The sequence below is a fragment of the Cohnella cellulosilytica genome, assembly GCF_042431195.1.
Taxonomy (GTDB): domain Bacteria; phylum Bacillota; class Bacilli; order Paenibacillales; family Paenibacillaceae; genus Cohnella; species Cohnella cellulosilytica.
This window is the reverse complement of sequence record NZ_JBHMDN010000034.1, coordinates 19646-38725: the sequence shown is the minus strand read 5'-3', so window position 1 is coordinate 38725 and position 19080 is coordinate 19646. Positions and strand designations below refer to the sequence as shown.

19 protein-coding genes are annotated in these 19080 nt (G+C 56.3%); 4 read left to right on the top strand and 15 right to left on the bottom strand.

The window, feature by feature from the left end; translation table 11 throughout:
* Positions 1 to 18: 18 nt before the first annotated feature.
* A complete protein-coding gene (locus ACFFT4_RS23425; RefSeq protein ID WP_378051315.1) occupies positions 19 to 801 on the bottom strand; it encodes an SDR family NAD(P)-dependent oxidoreductase in 783 nt (260 codons plus the stop codon).
* Positions 802 to 883: 82 nt separating this feature from the next.
* The gene (locus tag ACFFT4_RS23420; protein WP_378051314.1) at positions 884 to 1342 is read right to left on the bottom strand and encodes a chemotaxis protein CheX; all 459 of its coding nucleotides are present in this window, start codon (positions 1340 to 1342) and stop codon (positions 884 to 886) included.
* Between the two features lie 114 nt (positions 1343 to 1456).
* Here ACFFT4_RS23420 and ACFFT4_RS23415 point away from each other — a divergent pair, with 114 nt between their 5' ends.
* Positions 1457 to 2410, top strand: a complete 954-nt coding sequence (locus ACFFT4_RS23415; RefSeq protein ID WP_378051313.1) for a zinc dependent phospholipase C family protein — start codon at positions 1457 to 1459, stop codon at positions 2408 to 2410.
* A 47-nt stretch (positions 2411 to 2457) separates the two neighbouring features.
* On the opposite strand, the gene ACFFT4_RS23410 is transcribed toward ACFFT4_RS23415, so the two are convergent.
* The 11 genes from ACFFT4_RS23410 to ACFFT4_RS23360 form a co-directional block, all read right to left on the bottom strand.
* The gene (locus ACFFT4_RS23410; protein WP_378051312.1) at positions 2458 to 3027 is read right to left on the bottom strand and encodes an MgtC/SapB family protein; all 570 of its coding nucleotides are present in this window, start codon (positions 3025 to 3027) and stop codon (positions 2458 to 2460) included.
* Between the two features lie 16 nt (positions 3028 to 3043).
* A complete protein-coding gene (locus ACFFT4_RS23405) occupies positions 3044 to 3838 on the bottom strand; it encodes an HAD-IIA family hydrolase (RefSeq protein ID WP_378051311.1) in 795 nt (264 codons plus the stop codon).
* Positions 3839 to 3984: 146 nt separating this feature from the next.
* Positions 3985 to 4587, bottom strand: coding sequence for a glycerol-3-phosphate responsive antiterminator (locus ACFFT4_RS23400; RefSeq protein WP_378051309.1), 603 nt, complete (start codon positions 4585 to 4587; stop codon positions 3985 to 3987).
* Between the two features lie 39 nt (positions 4588 to 4626).
* Entirely contained in the window at positions 4627 to 5358 is a 732-nt protein-coding gene (locus ACFFT4_RS23395) for a glycerophosphodiester phosphodiesterase (RefSeq protein ID WP_378051307.1), read from the bottom strand.
* Positions 5359 to 5427: 69 nt separating this feature from the next.
* A complete protein-coding gene (locus ACFFT4_RS23390; RefSeq protein ID WP_378051306.1) occupies positions 5428 to 6231 on the bottom strand; it encodes a carbohydrate ABC transporter permease in 804 nt (267 codons plus the stop codon).
* A 9-nt stretch (positions 6232 to 6240) separates the two neighbouring features.
* A complete protein-coding gene (locus ACFFT4_RS23385) occupies positions 6241 to 6915 on the bottom strand; it encodes a carbohydrate ABC transporter permease (protein ID WP_378051305.1) in 675 nt (224 codons plus the stop codon).
* Between the two features lie 239 nt (positions 6916 to 7154).
* Entirely contained in the window at positions 7155 to 8522 is a 1368-nt protein-coding gene (locus ACFFT4_RS23380; protein WP_378051304.1) for an ABC transporter substrate-binding protein, read from the bottom strand.
* 261 nt (positions 8523 to 8783) lie between these two features.
* A complete protein-coding gene (locus ACFFT4_RS23375) occupies positions 8784 to 9776 on the bottom strand; it encodes a helveticin J family class III bacteriocin (RefSeq protein ID WP_378051303.1) in 993 nt (330 codons plus the stop codon).
* 276 nt (positions 9777 to 10052) lie between these two features.
* Positions 10053 to 11441: an MFS transporter gene (locus ACFFT4_RS23370; RefSeq protein WP_378051302.1), complete on the bottom strand. Its 1389-nt coding sequence runs from the start codon at positions 11439 to 11441 to the stop codon at positions 10053 to 10055.
* Positions 11442 to 11475: 34 nt separating this feature from the next.
* Complete coding sequence (locus tag ACFFT4_RS23365) at positions 11476 to 12063, bottom strand: PadR family transcriptional regulator (RefSeq protein ID WP_378051300.1); 588 nt, start codon at positions 12061 to 12063, stop codon at positions 11476 to 11478.
* A gap of 6 nt (positions 12064 to 12069) precedes the next feature.
* The gene (locus tag ACFFT4_RS23360; RefSeq protein ID WP_378051298.1) at positions 12070 to 13638 is read right to left on the bottom strand and encodes an MDR family MFS transporter; all 1569 of its coding nucleotides are present in this window, start codon (positions 13636 to 13638) and stop codon (positions 12070 to 12072) included.
* A 191-nt stretch (positions 13639 to 13829) separates the two neighbouring features.
* On the opposite strand from ACFFT4_RS23360, the gene ACFFT4_RS23355 reads away from it, so the two are divergent.
* The 3 genes from ACFFT4_RS23355 (at position 13830) to ACFFT4_RS23345 (ending at position 16146) form a co-directional block, all read left to right on the top strand.
* Positions 13830 to 14732: a LysR family transcriptional regulator gene (locus ACFFT4_RS23355; protein WP_378051297.1), complete on the top strand. Its 903-nt coding sequence runs from the start codon at positions 13830 to 13832 to the stop codon at positions 14730 to 14732.
* Between the two features lie 23 nt (positions 14733 to 14755).
* Positions 14756 to 15568, top strand: a complete 813-nt coding sequence (locus tag ACFFT4_RS23350) for a histidinol-phosphatase (protein ID WP_378051296.1) — start codon at positions 14756 to 14758, stop codon at positions 15566 to 15568.
* Positions 15569 to 15837: 269 nt separating this feature from the next.
* Positions 15838 to 16146 (top strand): winged helix-turn-helix transcriptional regulator, encoded by a 309-nt coding sequence (locus tag ACFFT4_RS23345; protein ID WP_378051294.1) that lies wholly within the window; start codon positions 15838 to 15840, stop codon positions 16144 to 16146.
* Between the two features lie 45 nt (positions 16147 to 16191).
* Here ACFFT4_RS23345 and ACFFT4_RS23340 read toward each other — a convergent pair whose 3' ends face one another.
* A complete protein-coding gene (locus tag ACFFT4_RS23340; RefSeq protein ID WP_378051292.1) occupies positions 16192 to 16848 on the bottom strand; it encodes a sensor domain-containing protein in 657 nt (218 codons plus the stop codon).
* A gap of 102 nt (positions 16849 to 16950) precedes the next feature.
* Positions 16951 to 18945, bottom strand: a complete 1995-nt coding sequence (locus ACFFT4_RS23335) for a methyl-accepting chemotaxis protein (RefSeq protein WP_378051290.1) — start codon at positions 18943 to 18945, stop codon at positions 16951 to 16953.
* Between the last annotated feature and the right edge of the window lie 135 nt (positions 18946 to 19080).

Here is a 19080-nt window from a genome sequence, read left to right as displayed (position 1 = left end):
CCTTTATCTCATAAAAACCTATTTTCGATTCGTCAGCTTTCCGAACAGCGCGTTGCCGAGCCGCGGAAACAGCAGCATAAACTTCGCTCCGACGGCCGCGGTCCAAGGCAGGTCCAATTCGGGCCTGCGCTTCTCGATAACCGATACGATCGCGCGCGCGACTTTATCCGGCGGCATCATGAACCAGCTTACGTTGCGCACGTACTGCCCGTCCGGATCGGCGCGCTCGAAGAACGGCGTATCGATCGGGCCCGGATTCACCGCCGAGACGGCGACTCCCGTCCCTTGCAGCTCCTGGCGCAAAGCATTCGTAAAGCCGAGCACGGCGTGCTTGGTCGCGGAGTAGCCGGTCGACTTCGCGGTCGCCATTTTTCCCGCCATCGAAGCGACGTTGACGATATGTCCTTGACCGGCCTTCAGCATGTAAGGCAGCACGGCGTGCGCGCAGCGAACCGAGCCCATGTAGTTGACGTCCATCATCTCTTGAAAATGGGAGATCGGAGCGTCCGCGAAACGGACGAATTCCCCGTATCCCGCATTGTTCAGCAGGATGTCGATTTTGCCGTACCGCTCGACGATCCGCGCCGCAGTGTCGCGAACCTGCTCGTCCGAACGAACGTCCATCCCGTATACCGCATGCTCTCCGGGGATGGAGGCGGCCAGCTTCTCCATTTTGTCCACGGAACGGGCCGTCAGAACGGGAATCGCTCCCCGTTCGGCCAGCAGAACGGCCAGCCTCGCTCCGATGCCGCTCGACGCTCCGGTGACGAGCGCCACTTTGCCGCGCAGCTCTACTCTCATCATAACCCCTCCCGGACAAATTACGCATCCAGCCGAATCGGCCCATGAAAAAAGCCCCTGACGGGGCCTTCGAACCTATGTATCAGGCGATCAGAACTTGAATCTCCATCTCTCCGATTCCGTCCATAATCAGGGGAACCGCCAGCGCCCTCGTAGCCCCGGTAGCCGAAGCGAAGTGCGCCTCCATAATCTTCGGAGGGGTAATGTCGACGTGAACGCCTTGATTGTAAAGCATCGTGCTGGCGTTGCCGCTGATCATGTTGCCCAGCTCCGAGATCGCGCTTTTGCTCATATCGTCGATCTCCGTAATGGCGTAACCGCCCATCATCGCGGACACGATGCGCAGGGCCACCGATTCGCTCAGTCCAAATACGATATCTCCGGTCAAATGACCCGTTAGTCCGATTTGAATCCATACATGGTTTTCCGCGAACTTGATATCCCGAATCGAGAGCTGTCCCGTGCTGGGACGAATTTGCACCATCTGCTCGATCACCATCCGCGCGGATTCCAAAAACGGGTTGATGTACTCAGCCTTCATGCCTGAACGCGCCCCTTGTCTGTTTGGATTGAACCGCTAGCCGAAACCACTTTCCTTTATTATACTTAATTCATAGGTACAAGTACACTGATTTTTGTCAAGGGAGGAAGATCGATGCCGAATGTTTGGGCGCATCTTCAGTTCGGCAGGGAAGTTCTGAGCGCAATTCAGGCCGATAGTCCTATGGGATCGCCGCCTTGGAAAACCGCTTTCCAGCTTGGCTGCCAAGGTCCGGACTTCCTTTTCTACGATCGATATTTGCCCTGGCAGACCGGGGACACCGACCTGAACAAGCTGGGGGCGCTGATGCACGTGCAGCACTGCGGCCCTTTCCTGCTGTCCTTGCTCGAGGAAGCGAGAACCCGTTCAGCGGAGGATCCGGCAGCGGCGTACTGCCTCGGGTTTTTGCTCCATCATCTGCTCGACCGCCATCTTCATCCGTTCGTGTTCAGCCGCTCCGGCTTTCGAAAATGGGACCATCAGTTCTACGAAACGGCTATGGACGCGGAAATTATGATGCGCCGCGCGGGCGTTAGCACCGCCAGGACGCCGGTCGCTCCCGAGATCGAAACGGGAGGCCGCCTGCCCGGAGGCTTCGCCGCCGACTTCCTCCGCATCGCCCGGCTGCATTATCCGATGCCGGCGGAGCGGATCTCGCCCGGACAGCTCGACCGGGCGGTCGCGCAGATGCAGCAAGCCCAGCGGCTGTTCTTCGACCCGAGCGGCTGGAAGGGGCGCCTTGTCTTCGGACAGCTGCAGCCGTTCTCCCCGCCTCGCCGCAGGCTGGCCTGGGACGTGCTGAACGATGCCCGGAAAGGCTGGATCGACCCGAGCGACCGCACCGTCGTCCATTGCGACAGCGCGATGGAGCTGTGGGAGCGAGCCCTGACGGACGGACGCGAGACGACGGCGGCTGCGCTCCGCTGGCTGGGCCGCGGCCCGGACGACGAAGAAGCAGCCCGGCTGAAAGCGAGTTTCGCCGGGCTGCTCGGAAATATCTCCTATGAAACCGGCAAATCTTGCGGCAGCGCCGCCATCGTCTACGCGGATTCGGTTATTCCGGGCTGATGCGGCCCGGGACGGCGAAGCGCGGATGCGCTGCGCCGTCGAACGTTCTACCCGGCAGAAGACCGTCCCGGCAGCGAGTCGGCGGCAGGCTGGGAAGGTCCGGGAACCTTTGCGTTCTTGGACGTTTCTTCCTTGGCCTTCGCCTGCGATTTGTCGTGCTCCCGCTTCTCGATCCAGCCGCCGATGCGGACGAATGCGAAGACGACCGCGATCGCGAACAGGACATACCCGTAGAAGCCCGCGCCGGTACCGATGCCGACGCCTCCTGCGAACAAGATCATCGCCGCGGAAGTCAGTCCCTTCACCTCGAAGCCGGACTTCATGATCAAGCCGGCTCCGAGAAATCCCAAACCGGTCACGATCTGGGCCGCCAGACGCATCGGGTCCATCATCGTTCGATCGTGCAGACGGCTGAACACGCCCACGCTCTCGATCGATACGATCGTGATCAGCGCGCAGGCGACCGTCACGAACGTAAACGTCTTGACGCCGGCCGGCTTATTTTTATGAGTGCGGTCGAATCCGATCAGCAGCCCGAGAACGGCGCTGATCAGGATGCGGAAATAAAATTCGTAGTTCTTGAACACAACGAAGACAAAATCGATCGCGTTTGACATGTTCTACCCCTGCCCATCATTCGGTTCGTACTTGTTCATGAAGCATGAGCCCGGATACGGAATCCAGTATATAGTCCGGTTTCGCCAGAGCTGCCCGAATGTCCTCCGCGGAGGTCGCGCCGGTAAGCACAAGCGCCGTGCGCATGCCCGCAAGCTGTCCCATCAGAATATCCGTCTCCAGACGATCCCCGACCATCAGGCAATCGGAGGCCCCGACCTGCAAAATATTCAGCGCCGTCGACGCCATTAAAGCCGAGGGCTTGCCCATAATCACATCGATCTTCCTGTTGGTCACCGCTTCAATGGCGCCGATCATGCCTCCGCAATCGGGGACTTCCCCTCCCGAGACGGGACAAGTTCGATCGGGATGCGTAGCGATCACGTGAGCGCCTTGGCGAATCGATTGATACGCAAAATCCAGATGCCTGTAATGGAATTCCCGGTCCCACGAAACGACGACCATCTCGGTTTCTTCCGGAGACTCCGCGAACCGGATGCCTCCTTGCCGCAATTCCTCCTTCAGCGCCTCCTCCCCGATCAGATAGACGGGCGCTGCGGGATAGTGTTTATGCAAATATTGAAGGGTAACGACGGAAGGGCTCAGCAGGTTTTCCAGATCGACCTCAATGCCGAAGCCGCGAAGTTTTTTTACGTATCTTTCACGGGATTCAATCGTCTTGTTGGTGAGAAACAGCATTTTTTTACGGTGCGCTTGCAAATATTCGATCGTCTCCGCCGCTCCCTTAATCGCAGCGTCCCCAAGATAAATCGTCCCGTCCAGGTCGAAAATGTAGCCAGCAAATTGATCCATGATCGTTTCCTTTCCATTCAGGGCGCCGAGCCTCGCGAAAAAAAAGAGAAGTCCCTTTGCAATCCTTGCACACTCGCGTCGCCGCAAGGTGTGGATTCATGCAAAGGGCTTCTCCATGTCTCTGCCCATTGAATCTAGCTATAGAATTATTGTTGATCTTGCCAGCGCCACAGCTCTTTGCTGGAAGTCGAAATTCCGATGGCTCCGCTCCGGATGGCGCCGTTCAAATCGTCCATGTCGATCATCAATCCGCCGGCGATGACCGGAATGTCGGTTTCCTTGCGGATCCGGCCCATAATTTTCGAGCAAACCATGCCAGGGAGCACTTCGATCGCATCGGGCTTGGAAGATTTGGCCAATTTTATGCCATTGTCGAGCGATACGGAATCGAATGTAAATAAACGCTGCACCGTGATCAGTCCCAGCTTATGCGCTTCGGAGATAATCGAGCTTTTGGTGGTAATAATCCCGTCTGCGCCGATCGTTTTGGCCAGATAAGCCACTCCGACTTTATCCTTTCCCAGCCCTTCTACGAGGTCGAAGTGAATAAAGGAGAGCTTGCCCGCATCTCGAATTTGATTAACGGTTTCGCCTAACGTAAATATATCCGCCTTCAGCACGCAAACGATATGGGACGTCGTTTGCAAAATCTCGCTCAGATCGTTTTCGTGCACCAGCGTGGCGATCACGGGCTTGCGTTTCAGACAATAGGTAATTCTGTCGATTCCCGAAGTTGTTGTCCCTGACATTTTAACCCTCCTGATTCTGGTCTCGGCAGCTCCGCCGGCTTAGGCGTCCAACAGAGCTCTAAGCCTGCCGGGACAATCCGATAATATTCCGGATACCCCGTAATCGATTACCTGCTTCATATCGCTTTCGGAATTGACGGTATAGGCATAAACCTTCAAGCCGCGGCTCAATGCATCCTCCACGTCCCGCTTGTTGAGATGCACATAGTTGGGATGAAGAGAATGAACCGGAATATCGACCAATTCGGTCAGCCGATAATGATCGACCAGGTTATTCGAGTAAGTGAGGCCGATGCGAAGGTCCGGTTCGATTCGTTTGACAAGGCTCAGGCTTTTGAAATCGAAAGAAACGATAATGACGTTGGAGATGCGGTTTTTCCGTTTCAACAAGTCGATAAGTCTGGGCTCGATTTCCCCGTCGCATGAATTTTTGATTTCAATATTCAATTCGATTGAAGGCGGCACCGCGTCGAGCACTTCTTCGAGCAGCGGAATTCTTTCGCCGGCATAATCCTCGCGGAACCATCTTCCCGCGTCCGCCTGTTTCAATTCCGACGTCTTCAGCTGTCTGATCGCCCCCCGACGATCCGTCGTGCGGTCAATCGTGCGGTCATGGCAAACGACGATGTCGTTGTCCGCAGAAAGCTGGATATCCAGTTCGATCGCGTCGCACTTCTGCCGTACGGCAAGAGCGAACGAAGCAAGCGTATTTTCGGGCGCTTCCGCAGCGCACCCGCGATGCCCGATTACGATTAATTCCGATTTCGACATGGTGTCACCTCATAGGACGTATTCTTGTATCATTCGAGCCGCTCCCCTTGGCGGGCGTTCCCTGCTTGGTCACTTGACGCCGACGTGCATAAAGCTGTTAATGAATTTGCGCTGGAAAATTAAAAAGCCGGCAATGAGCGGAAGCACGATAATCAGGGTTGCCGCCGATACGGCGGACCACTGCGCGCCGGTCTCGGAGGAGCCCGCATAGATGGCCAAACCAACCGTAAGCGGACGATTCTCCGGCGAGCTGGTCACGATGAGCGGCCACAGGAAGCTGTTCCAGTGCGCGCTGATGGACACGATGCTGAAGGCGATCAAGGTCGGGACGGATAACGGAACGTAAATTCTCCAGATCATCTGAACCATATTGCAGCCTTCCAGCCTGGCCGCCTCGTCCATTTCGACCGGCACGGCTTTGAACGTCTGGCGCAGCAGGAAAATCCCGAAGGCCGACGCGAAGGCCGGCAGCATAATCGCCAGCTTCGTATCGTACAAATTCATATCGCTGATCGTCAAATAATTCGGCGCGATCAGGGATTCCGGCGGAATCATGATTTGAATCATGACGACGATCAGCATCGCGTTGCTTCCCCAGAAGGCCAGCCTCGCAAACGCGTAAGCGGCCAGAGTCACGGAAAACAATTGAAAGATAAGAATGCCCAAAACAATGATGATCGTATTGATGTAATACTGGTTAAATGCCGCGCCCTGCCATGCGTCCACGAAATTGGACAAGGTGAATTTCAATGTCGTAAAATCCGCCTGCATCGCCAGCTCGCTCGGGCGAATCGAGGTCCATAGAATCCATGCGAACGGAACGAACCATAGAATGCCCATCACGATCATGAAAAGCTGTAATAATCTTCGCATCTGCACACCCTAGTTATAGTGAATTTTTTTATCCAGGCCAAAGAACTGAACGCTCGCGAGCGCCAAAAGAATGGCGGCCAGGATCAAAGTCAGCGCGGCGGCCAATCCCGTGTTCCAGGAAGAGAAGGCCGTCTCGTAAATGTAATACAGAAGCAGGTTGCTGGCGTTGTTAGGTCCGCCTCCCGTCATGATCGGCAGGTGGTCGACCATCCGGAACCCGTGCGTGGTCGATATAATGAGAATAAACAGCGTGCTTGGCATCAATAACGGAAACGTGATTTTGAAAAACATGTAGGAAGGCTTGGCGCCGTCCACCTCCGCGGCCTCGTACATATCTTTCGGAATATTTTGCAGTCCGGCCAGATAGAAAACCATCAGATAACCGGCTTCTTTCCATATCATCATGATCATGGTGGACGCTAACGCCGTGCTCGGGTCGCCCAGCCAATTGAAGGACGACAACCCGATTTTCTCCAGGACCATATTCAACAAACCATAATTAGGGGTGTAAATGAACAGCCATATGTTGGCGGCCGCTATGGTCGGCAGAACGGTCGGATAGAAAAAGAACGTACGAAGAATTCCGCTGCCCCTAAACGCTTTATTGACAAACACCGCCATCATCAGCGCGATCGCAATGCTGACCGGCACGGTGCCTGCAACGAAGATAAACGTATTCTTCATGACCTTCCAGAAAACTTCATTTCCCCATAGGCTTCGAAAGTTCCCTAACCCCGCGAACTCGGGGCTAGGGAGACTTATTCTGTTGTAAAACAAACTGTTGTACACCGTTCTCCCGAGAGGAAAGAACGTAAACAGGCCGAGAAAAAGGAGGGAAGGCAGGAGCAGGGAATACCCGTAGATATTCGTTTTGGCTTGTCTGGATCGCAATAGCTTCATCGGTATACCGTCTCCCGGTTCTGTTAATTATGATATTGCTTCAACGCTTCGTCCGCCGCCTTCTGTATTTTCTTCAACGATTCCGCAGGGTCGGCGTTGCTTACGATGGCCGCTTGCAATTCGGACATGAATACCTTCGTAATTTCCCCTTGGTTATGAACGGAGAATGATGAGGCGGCATACTCCAGTTGATCGCGCGCCGTCAGGAATTGCGGGAATTCCGCGGTGAACTTCTTCATCGTTTCGGTATCGTACGACGACTTCGTTGCCGCGACGTAACCCGTATCGATGCTGAATTGCGCCATGCGCTCCGGTTCCGTCAACCAGCGAATGAATGTCCAGGCGGCATCCTGCCGTTCTTGCGGCAAGCCTTTGATAATGTAGAGATTGGCTCCTCCGACAGGCGTTCCGTATTGTTTGCCCGCAGGCAGGAACGCGGTGCCGAAATCGAAGGTCGCGCCATTCCGGACGGTGCCCAAGTTCCCCGTCGTGTGGTACATCATCGCCGTTTTCTGGCTGATGAAATCCGTAGGAATCGTCCCCCATGCCGTAGCGCCCGTCGGCATCATTTTATGCTCGTAGATCATATCCTTCCAGAATTGCAGCGCTTCCACGTTTTCCGGAGTATCGAGGTACATTTCCGTTCCGTCTTGATTCATGATGTTTTTGCCGTTCTGCAGCGCGAAGGCATGGAACATCCATTGGATAAAATCCGTCGCCGTAATTTCCAATCCCCACGTTCCGTCTTTCGTCAATGCTTTGCCGTATTCCACCAGCTCGGCATAGTTGGTCGGCGGTTTCTCCGGGTCAAGCCCCGCTTTCCTGAAGAGATCTTTATTGTAGTAAAGGATGATCGTGCTCCTTTGAAACGGAATGCTGTACAGTTGTCCTTCGGTCCGGCCATTCGCCAGGAAAGCTTCGTAGAAGTCGTTGACATAGGCATCGCCGCCGTCCTTGGCAATCAGATCGTCGAGCGGCATGATCGCATCCATGTCCAGCAGTTCGAACAAGGCCGTCGAAGAAAGCAGGGTCAGATCCGGAGAATCCTTGCCCATGACCCCGGTCTTTACTTTGACGAGCGTATCTTGGTAGCTTCCGGAAAATACGTTCTTTACGGTAATGTCGGGTCCGTGTTCCTCGTTGAATTGCGCGGCCAGAGCGTCGAACACTTCCCGTATGGAGCCGCCGGCGGCAACCGGATAGAAGAATACCAGTTCGATAGGCTCTTTCTTGGCTTCCGACGGAGCGCCGCTCGACGAGGATGCAGGCTGTGTTCCGGATGCCGACGGAGAAGTTTTGGATTCGTTATTTTTGGAAGAACAAGCCGCAAGGGCGGCAACGCTCGCGATAAGCATAATCGACAGACAAACTTTCAACATTTTGAATCGCATATCTTCATCCCTCTTTTTTGGTAGATTCTCTCTCTTTTTTTGTGAATGTTTTCATTTTTTGAAAATGCAAATAAACGATGAGAAACTTATCTAAAACCTCCTTCCAAAATGGATTCGCAGTTTTAGACTAAGGGTTTCTCATCGTCTCTACCCGTCCGTCTTAAGCGCCCCACAGAGTATAGCGCTTACAAAATATGAAGTTTGTGAACAAATCCGATTCTAGCATGATGCAATATAGCTGTCAAGCTTGGGAGGAACGGCTCAATCGAACACGCTATCGGCTACGTAATAGACTTTTTGCGTGTTTTGTTTGTTGACCGTATCCGGAACGATTGTAAAATAGACGTTGCCGTTTTTAGGCTGCACGCCTTCGATTTCATACATTCCGACGTTGGTGATGTTTACGAGCGTCTGGTAGGCCCCCGTATTGGACATCAAGGCAATCTGCGGAACCTCCCCGGCCCCGCCGCCGGACGTGTAAATCTTCGTTTTGCTGTAAATATCGGCGCCCTGGAAGGAGTTGTTCGGTCTGACGATCGCGCTTCCCGATTGCGTGAAGCTTGTAACCAGGGCGTTTTTTGCGGCTGTGCTGTCCATTCGCACCTGCTGATTATTGTCCAGCAGCTGATTCAGTTTTTTCGTGTCGTAGATGGACCAGGTTACGGTTTTTTGCTTGGTTTGGATGCGGAAGATCGTATAGCTGCCGTTGCCGGCGCCGGCAACCCGATAGGTGTCGCCCAATCTCGTTCCGGTTGCATTGGCGTAATTCATGTACGTGAATCGATGAAGGTCCGTATAATCGTAGACCATGCCGGGCGAATATTGCAGCCTTGCCACCTGAAGCGACCAGTAACGCTCCGTGGAGGGGTCCGCCTTCGAGCTGATGTAGAAATAATTTTCGCCGTCGTATTCGTACATATCCAGCGTTTCGCAATGTCCGGCGTTGGTAACGGTCATTTCGTCCATATACGTCGCGTCGTTTCCGCTTATCGACAATCTGGAGAGATGGCAATCCCCCTCATCCCGCTGGAGGACGTACAGATAGGTGGAACCGAGATAAGCTTTCTGGACGACCTTGTTGTGATTAAGCCCCAGAATATTGTAAGCAAGCGTTGCCGAAGCGTTAACCGTTTTCTGCGGAGTGGCCGCGAACGCGGGCAGCGCCGACAGTCCCCATAGAAGGACGGAGAGGACGACGGAAACAACCCGTTTTACTTGTCTGTTCTTAACCGGCGATTTGTGAGCATGAAGCATGCAAATCCCTCCTCGTAATGGTTAAATCCTTTCCCTCTTCCCTCGACGCGAACGGCACCTCCTCTCCCGGATGAGTCCGACTATCCGAAACCGAATCCGACTCCGAAAATAATCATAAAAAAAACCCCAACAATCGGATAAGCTCGCGAACGAGCAAATCGAATTGTTCGGGTTTTCTCATGGACTCCAACCGTCATCGTAGTTTTCATCTTAGCAATTGTTTTCCAGAAAATCAAGTGTCATTTCATGCGGGCTTATGCCGAGCCTCCCCGGGCCTCAGATCGGCTGCCCCGCCTCCCGCTCGCCCTTCGCCAGGTTGACGAACGACAGCAGGACGATGCCGGCGACGAAGAAGAAGGCGACCGCCAGCAGCGCGGACCGGCTCGAATCGCTGATCAGCTTGACGAGGCCGAACACGAGCGGGCCGCCGAACGAGAAGAAGCGGCTCGTAAAGCTGAGGAAGCCGAAAAACTCCGCGTTCCGGCCGGAGGGAATCATTTTGCTGAAGATCGACCGCGAGGTCGCCTGCGAGCCTCCCTGCACAAGCCCGACCATACAGGCCAGCAAATAGAAATGCAAAGCGCTGGTCATGAAGTAGCCCAGCAAAACGATGATCAGATAAATGACGAGCGAGCCGTACAGCATCCTCTTGCTCCCCAGCTTGTCGGCCAGTTTGCCAAACAGCAGCGAGGCCGGGAAGCCGACGAATTGCGTGATGAGCAGGGCGGCGATCAAGTGATCGCTCTCGATGCCGATCGTCGTGCCGTAGCTGGCGGCCATAACAATGATCGTATTGATGCCGTCGAAGAAAAACCAATAGGACAGCATAAACTTCATCAGCTCGGGGTAACGCTTGATGCGGCCGAACGTCTCCCTCAGCCGCCGCGCACCGGTCTTGACGTGGTCCGTTACCGTGCCTTCCTTGGCCTGGCCGGGCGCCTCGTTCACTCTGCGGAACAGCGGCAGCGAGAAGACGATCCACCAGACGCCGACCGATACGAACGAAATTTGCGAAGCGGCCGTACTGTCGGGCAGGCCGATCTTCTCCCAGCCGAGAATCAGGCCGAGATTAACGGCCAGCAGCAGTCCGCCGCCCAAATACCCCATCGCGTAGCCTCTGGCGCTGACGCGCTCCCGCTGCGCGGGCGAAGCCACGTCGCCCAGCAGCGCGTCGTAGAACGTATTTCCGGTTCCGAAGCCGACCATGCCGATAACGACAAGCACGGAGGCGAGCCACATGTCGCCCGGGCCGATGAACGCCATCGCCGCGCTGGCGGCCGCTCCGATCAGGCTGAATACGCGGAGAAACGCTTTTTTCCTCCCGGTATGATCGGCGATCGCGCCGAGCAGCGGGGACAGCAGCGCCACGACGATCGCCGCCGCCGTCTGCGTGAAGCTCCAGCTTCCGTCGGTGCCTCCGGCGACGCTGATAAAATAAATCGGCATGACGGCCGCCATAATCGTCGTAGCGAAAGCGGAATTGCCCCAATCGTACATGACCCAGGCGTTAATCTGTTTTTTGTCGTCCATCGAAGTCGCCTTTCTCGCCCAAAGCGCAGATTTGACGGTTAACTTCGACGAACGGCCGGCGTTTTCCTTGTTTCGCGGGGGGCTTCGGCAAGATTTAATCGACCCTTTACATTCGGGCCGCCTTTTTCGAAGCAATCAAGGCTCCTCTATACCGTCCCCTGCCGTCCGCTCAGCAGCGCTCGCCGTCCGGCGGGGAGCCCGGCTTCCTCTCCGCAATCTTCAGCAGCCCGTTCCTTGCGTCCTCCAAAATCACCGCAAGCCAGTCGCGCTCCGCCTCGCTGAACCGCAGAACGCCTTCGATCATGCGCTTGGAGCCGTGCGGCAGCCATCCGCCCTTCAGCTCCAGCACGCCGTTGATCCGGTCGATCCGGTCCTGGCAGCCGGTCAGCCGTTTGGCGATCAGCGTCTCCATCTCTGCGTTGTCCGCATGCCGCGCGAATACGAGCGGAGCGAATATCGGATGCTGCGGGTAGAAGTCCTTGTCGAACTCCTCGTGGACCATTTGCCGAAGAGCGTCTTTCCCCTTGTCCGTAATGCGGTACACGATTTTGTCCGGACGGTTGTCGCCTTGTACCGGAATCGTCTCCGCCACCTCGATCAGCCCATCCTCCCTCATCTGATCGACCGCGTAATAGAGCGAGCCGTCGCGAATTCGGAACGTCATATGCCAATTTCTCGCCTTGATCGTCTGCCGGATTTCATACGGATGGCGATTGTTTTCCATCAGCAAGCCGAGGATGATTAATCGAATCGACATCTCCCGCTAGCCTCTATTGTAGGAAGGCTCCGGCTTGCCCGGCTTGTCGTCCGGCGCTCCCTGCCGCCCGGGGGCGGCCTTCTCCATTCTCGCGCTGCCCATCAGCAGGACGAACACGAACGCGAGCGCCGGCAGCAGCACCGACCATTGGAAGACGTAGGTAATCGAATCGGCGAGTTTGGCGAGCAGCCCGTTCACAATGTCGGCAGACAGCCCCATTTTCTCCTGGACGGTCGGATCGAGCAGCGCCTGCCCGCCCTTGATTTGTGCCGCCATATCCGGATTCATATTCGGTATTTCTTGAACGCCCTGCTGGAACTGATGCTTCTGCAGCGTCCCGAACACCGTTACTCCGAGCGCCGAACCGATGGTCCGGAAAAAGGTGATGAGCGACGAGGCCGAGCCCTTGTATTGCGGAGGAACGGAGCCCAGCGTCGAGATGTTCAGCAGCGAGAAGGACACACCCATGCCGAGACCGATCACGACCATGAACAGCGTAATGACGAGACGGCTCGTTTCCGTATCCATGACGAAGCCGAGCAGGCAGGACCCGACCAGCAGCGTAATTACGGACACCAGCATCACGTCCCGGTATCTGAACAGACTGGCGACCCGGCCGCCGATCTGGCTGCTCAGCACGACGCCGAGCATCATCGGAGTCAGCACCGTGCTCGTCTCCGTCGCCGTCTTGTGGAATACGCCTTGAATGAAGATCGGAATATAAGTCGCGCCGGCGATCATGACGCCGCCGTACAGCAGGCTGATGGCCATGCTGCTCGTGAACAGCCGCTTGCGGAACAGCCCCAGCTTGATGATCGGGTCCTTCGCGACGCTCTCCGCCCACAGGAACAGACCCAACAGCAGGACGGAACCGGCGAACAGCGAGATCGTCTTGGCGGAGTCCCAGGCCCACCCTTCCGAGCCGCCCAGCTCCAGTCCGAACATGAGGCACAGAATCGCTCCGGTAAGCAAAATCGCCCCGGCCCAGTCGATGACCTGCTTGCGGGTATTTTTCGACTCCCGGTACGCCGTCGAGATGAAGTAAATGGACAGCAGGCCGATCGGTACGTTAATGTAGAAAATCCAGCGCCAGCTCATGTAATCCGTAATCGCCCCGCCCATAATCGGTCCGAAAACGCTCGATACGCCGAATACCGCGCCGAACAGCCCCATCATTTTCCCGCGTTTTTCTCCCGGGAACAGGTCGAAAATAATCGTGAACACGATCGGCATCAAGGCGCCGCCGCCGATTCCCTGAATTGCCCGGTAAATAATGAGCTGATCCATATTTTGCGCCGTGCCGCACAGAATCGAGCCGAGCAGGAACAGAATCAGGCCCATCAGGAAAAACCGCTTGCGCCCGTACATATCGGACAGCTTGCCGAAAATCGGCGTCGAGACGACCATCGCGATCATATAAGCGGAATAGACCCAAATAAAGCTTTCGAGCCCTCCCAGCTTCTTGATGATCGTCGTCATCGCCGTCGACACGATCGTCTGGTCGAGCGCGGCCATGAACAGGCCGAGCAGCAGGCCGGTCACGACAAGCTTCGTATTGCTCTTGTTGACATCCATTGCTAAACTTCCTCTCCCGTTAATTCTCTTTACTCAAATTTGAGTAGGCAACGAATATTATACTCTATTTTGAGTACGTGTAAACCCTTTGCGAGGAAAAAATATTTCCCCTATAATAAGGTTATGACAAACGTTGTTTATATCTATTGCAGCAGTTGATAAATTAATTCGATACCCAAGGAGGCGTGCAGGTGAACATTAGCCAACTGGAGACGTTGGTCACGATATCCAAGACGCTAAGCTTCCGCAAAGCCGGCGAAATGCTCAACTTGACGCAGCCCGCCGTCTCGGCGCAAATCAAAAGTCTCGAAGACGAGTTCAAGACGATTCTCGTCGACCGGAATCATCCCGTCGCATTAACGGACAGAGGACAAGTGTTCCTCGATCACGCCGAACAAATTCTGGCCATCGTGGAGCAGCTCAAGCAGAAGCTGACCGATTTGAACGAGGTTCCGCAAGGCCATATCGTGCTCGGAACGACCTCCTCGATCGCGATTCAGATTTTGCCCCGCGTCCTGTCCTATTTCCAGAACCAGTACCCGCTTATCAAGACCAGCATCCTTTCCATGTCTTCGACCCAAGTGCTTTCCAGCGTCGAGAACGGCGCCGTGGATATCGGCATCGGCTACTTGACCGATCGCAGCCTGCAAGTCGAAACGTCCATTCTCTACTACGACACGTTCGAATTCGTCGTCGCCCCCCGGCATCCGCTTGCCGGAGCCAAGCGGGTCACGATCGGCATGCTGAAGGACGTCCCTCTGATTTTATTATCCCCCGATACGCTCGGAAGACGGTTTACGGACCGGATTTTACGGGATCACGGCATCGAGCCCAACATCGTCATGGAGCTGGGAAGCAGCGAGGAAGTCAAGCGAATGGTCGAGCTGAATTTGGGGGCCGCGGTCGTATCCAAGCTGTCGGTAGCCGAAGAGCTTCGGCGGGGCACGCTGAAAATGATTCCCGTCACCGAGCTGGAGGTCAGCCATCCGGTCGGCGTGATGACCAAGTCCGGGAGATACGTTAACAGCGCGATGCGGCAATTTCTCAACGATCTGAAGGGAATGCCCGAGGATCAGTTCATTGGAACCGAATAACGACTAAGGCAGGAGTGAACGCTATGAAATTCGATTTGCACACGCACCACGACAGATGCGGACACGCAACGGACGATATTCGCGATTATATCGAAGCGGCGATCGGTGCCGGGCTGCACGTCATCGGCATTTCCGACCATTCTCCCTATTTCGCCCACGAGCAGGACCATCCGTATCCGGGCATCGCGATGGCCCGTAGCGAGTTCCCGAACTACGTGGCCGAGGTGCTGCGGCTCAAGGAGGAGTACAAGGGCCGGATCGAGGTGCTGCTCGGCGTCGAATCCGATTTCTTTATCGACCAGATCGAGCTGTACCGGTCCGCTTACGCGCCTTACCCGTTCGATTACATTATCGGCTCCGTGCATCAGACGAGCGGCGTCAGCATCTTTAACCGCAACCGCTGGAAGGGCCTGGACGAGACGCGGCAGCTGGAGGAGAAAAAGCATTACTACGAGCTGATCCGCCGTTCCGCGGAAAGCGGACTGTTCCAGGTGCTCGGCCATATCGACGCGATGAAGGGCTATTATCCGGGCTTCGCGGACATTGCCGGCGCGGAAGCCGACATCGACGAAGCGCTTAAAGCGGTCGCCGCGAACGACTTGTCCATCGAGATCAATACAAGCGGCAAGACAAAGGACTGCGGCGGCTGGTACCCGTCGGACGCCATTCTGGAGCGCGCGCTGCATTTCGGAGCCGACGTCACGTTCGGGTCCGACGCCCACCTTCCGGCCCGCGTCGGGGACGAGTGGGAGATCGTCCGTTCCCGGCTTCGCGAGATCGGCTTTGCGCGTTGGGTGTTTTTCCGGCAGAAGGAGAAGGTCGCCGTTCCTCTATAAGCTGTATCGGACGCGGGGCATCGGACGCCTCCGGGCTCCGAATACAAAAAGGAAGCCTGCCAACGTTGGCAGGCTTCAATACTATGAAAAAAGGGGGTCTTGTTAATAAGGATAACCGACCTGTACGACAGCAACATCACAGGAATGTTTCATTTGTGTAACAAAGCGGCTGCGCCGGACGTCCGCTGCAGCCCTTTGACGTTCCCAGTCAGATCCCACTTACTTTTTTGAAGTGAGTGTGCTAAAATAGAACAAAAGGGGGAGTCGATATGGACTATTCCAAAATGTGCCCCAAGTACGAATCGGCTGCGGAGCTGCTGGGCAAAAAATGGACCGGACTGATCATCCGCGTGCTTCTCGGAGGTCCCAAACGGTTTAAGGACATTAAAGAGCAAATTCCGGAAATGAGCGATAAAATGCTGACGGACCGTATGAAGGAGCTGGAAGCGGCCGGAATTCTGACCCGTACGGTGTATCCCGAAATGCCGGTGCGCATTGAGTACGAGCTAACCGAGAAGGGCCACCAATTGGAGGAAGTCATCCAGTCCATCCAGCACTGGGGCGAAGCCTGGATGTAACTCGGAGCCATACGCAAGAGAGCGGACCGACGCCGGTCCGCTCTCTTACGTATGGGATAGCGCACCTGAAATCCAGCGAATCCAGGCCGCATAACATTGACCCAGCTTTCGAAACAAGAATGGCGTAGCCATTAGCAGAAGCACGCCGAGGCCGGTGTTGAACCAAGACCGTTGAAAGCTTGACAAATCGGGGAAAAGCCACTTCATGATCAAGTCCTGCTCGAATAGGTTGAACGAGAAGATGCGCGAGCTGATAAGTTCCGCAACAGGCGACAGCAGCAAGGCCAACGCCGTCGCCGGAATGACGATTGCCAGCACGAAAGCCAGAATGGAAACCGGGAATTGGCCGATTCCGTACGCCAAATTTCGATATCGCTGAACGTTTCCGAGCGAGCTGATCCAACTTTTCAAGCCCCCCTGAACCAGTTCGGCCCGGCTATCGGGCAGGCCGATTCGGGGAGATCCGGACGGATATTCCCCGCAAGACTCCCAAGCGGCCACCATGCGCCGATCCACGCCCAATATTTTTTCGCATGCGGCAAGCATTCCGACCAGAATCGGTAAACCGATCACGAATAGAGCAAGCGGCAACCCGACGCTTAAACCCGCTACCGCGATGACGAATGCAACGACTCCGCGAGGTAAGCTGCTTAGTAACAACTTCCATGCTGCGATCGTCTGCGATAATCCTTTTATCTTCATACCAAATCTCCCTGTTCTCCTCATGATACGATCATTCTACCGTATCCTTCCAACGATTTCCCTTGACCGATGCACTGGACTGCCCCTCGACTTAAGTCCAGTTTATCGAAAACGGTTGACCGCCCGCTCCAATTCGCGAATCCGGCCGGCCAATCCATCCGTTTCGTCCGCGACTTTACGCACCGTATTCATCTGCGAATCCGCGATATCGGCGACATCCCCGGCGCGGTCCGCGCTCGATTCGGAGATCGCCTCCGTCTCCTCGATCAGCGCGGACAGCTCCTCCAGCTGCGCGCCGATCTCCTGACCGGCTGCGGCGATGCCCTGCAGCTCGTCCTCCATGCCGCGAATGCCGGCCGCGATGCCCTCGAACGTCTGCCCGGCTTCGCGGACCCGGACCGTGCCGCTGTCCACCTCGCGCTGCCCGTCCTCAATCCGCCGCACGACCGATTGAATGCCCGTTTGCACCACCTCGATAACGGAAACAATCTCGGCCGCGGTTTGATCCGCCTGCTGCGCCAGCTTCCTTACTTCCCCGGCGACAACCGCGAATCCTCTCCCGTGCTCCCCGGCCCGGCTGGCTTCGATATTCGCGTTCAGCGCCAGCAAATTCGTGCGGTAGGCAATCGCCGAGATCGCCTCGACCATCCGGCCGATTCGCTCGGATTGGGCGTGCAGCTCGTGCGCGTCCCGGACGGACGAGCCGACCGCGGCCGATATTTTATCCATCTGCTCGATCGCTCCGCTCACCGTGCCGCTGCCTTCCGACGCCTGCCTGGACGCCTGCTCCGCCACCGCCGCGACGGAGGACGAACGCTCGCCGATGGTGTTCATTCCGGCGACGATTTCCAGCGCCACGTCCGCTCCGCGCTTCATGCCCTGCATCTGGGAATCCGCTCCGGCGGCGACCTCCTTCATCGCCAGCGCGATCCGGTTCGCTCCGTCCGCCGCGCTCCCCGCTTCCTCGGTCAGCTGGCCGGCGGCCGTCGAAGTGACGGATGCCGTGGCCCGGATGCCCGCCACGATCGTCTTCAATTGATCGACCATCTCCTGCAAGGAACGGCCGATCGTGCCGATTTCGTCCTTGCGTCCGCGCTCCTTGTCCGGCACCGTCACGGACAGCTGTCCCGCAGACACCTCCTTCAGGAAAGCTTCGAAGCCGACCAGCGGGACGATGATCCTCCTGCGCAGCAGATAGGCGATGATCGCGATCAGCAAGGCGCCCAGCGCCGCTATGATCCCGCTCATGCGCACCATTTCCTTGTGCACCGTTCCGCTGGCCTCGGCGGGCACCGACACGACCAGCTCGGCGACCGTCTCGCCGGATAAGCCGGCGTAGCCCGACACGACGAGACCGTGTCTCGTCCCGCCCGATTCGACCGCCGCAAAACGGGGGCTTTCCCCGGCCGCCGGAAGCGGCCCCTCTCCCGGATTCGCCAAGCCATCCGATTCGGGAGCGCTGCTCAGCCGCTGGCCCCCGGAGGAGCGAACGGCGACCCCCGCGTTCAGAATGGCGCCGATCCCCTCCATCGCTTCGTCGTCCAGCATCCGTCCGAACAGCAGCGCCGCCGGAGACTCCGCCTGTCCCTGCTCGTCGGTCACCTGCGAGATCGCGATCACCGCCAGCCCCTGCGACGTTTGGATCATGCCGTACACGTCCGGAGTTTCCTTCGCTTTTTCGACGATCGACAGATCCGCCAGCTGCCCGACAAATTCCGCCACGTCCCCCGCTTGCGTCAGCACCTTGCCCTCGTAATCGACCGTAGCGACAAAATCGACGTTCGGCACGATTTCCGGCGATACGTTGATATTTTCCTCGATCCAGCCCAGATCCCCGCCGTTAATGGCGTCCACGTAATCCTTCCACTTGGCGTTCGTGATGACGGAACCGGACAGCTGCTCCCCGAGCTGGGCGATCAGCCGGTGCGCCGAATCGCTGACCTCCAGGGAATGCGTGCGCTCGATCTGCTCCAGATCCGAGCTTAGCATGCCGTAATAATACCAGCCGACGCCCCCAAGGGGCAGCAGCAAGACGACCAGCATCAGCAAAATGACTTGAACCCACAAATAATTCCAGAAACGTCGGCGCGCGACCATAGCGTATATCCTCCCGATTGTAAGCAAGTTCAACTCTTTACTATTAGACGTTTCCGTACCGTAATCCTCCTTCCTTCGACCGATATTTGCGTTTTTCGAGTCGTTTCAATAGCCCCGTCGACCTATTTCGAGTTT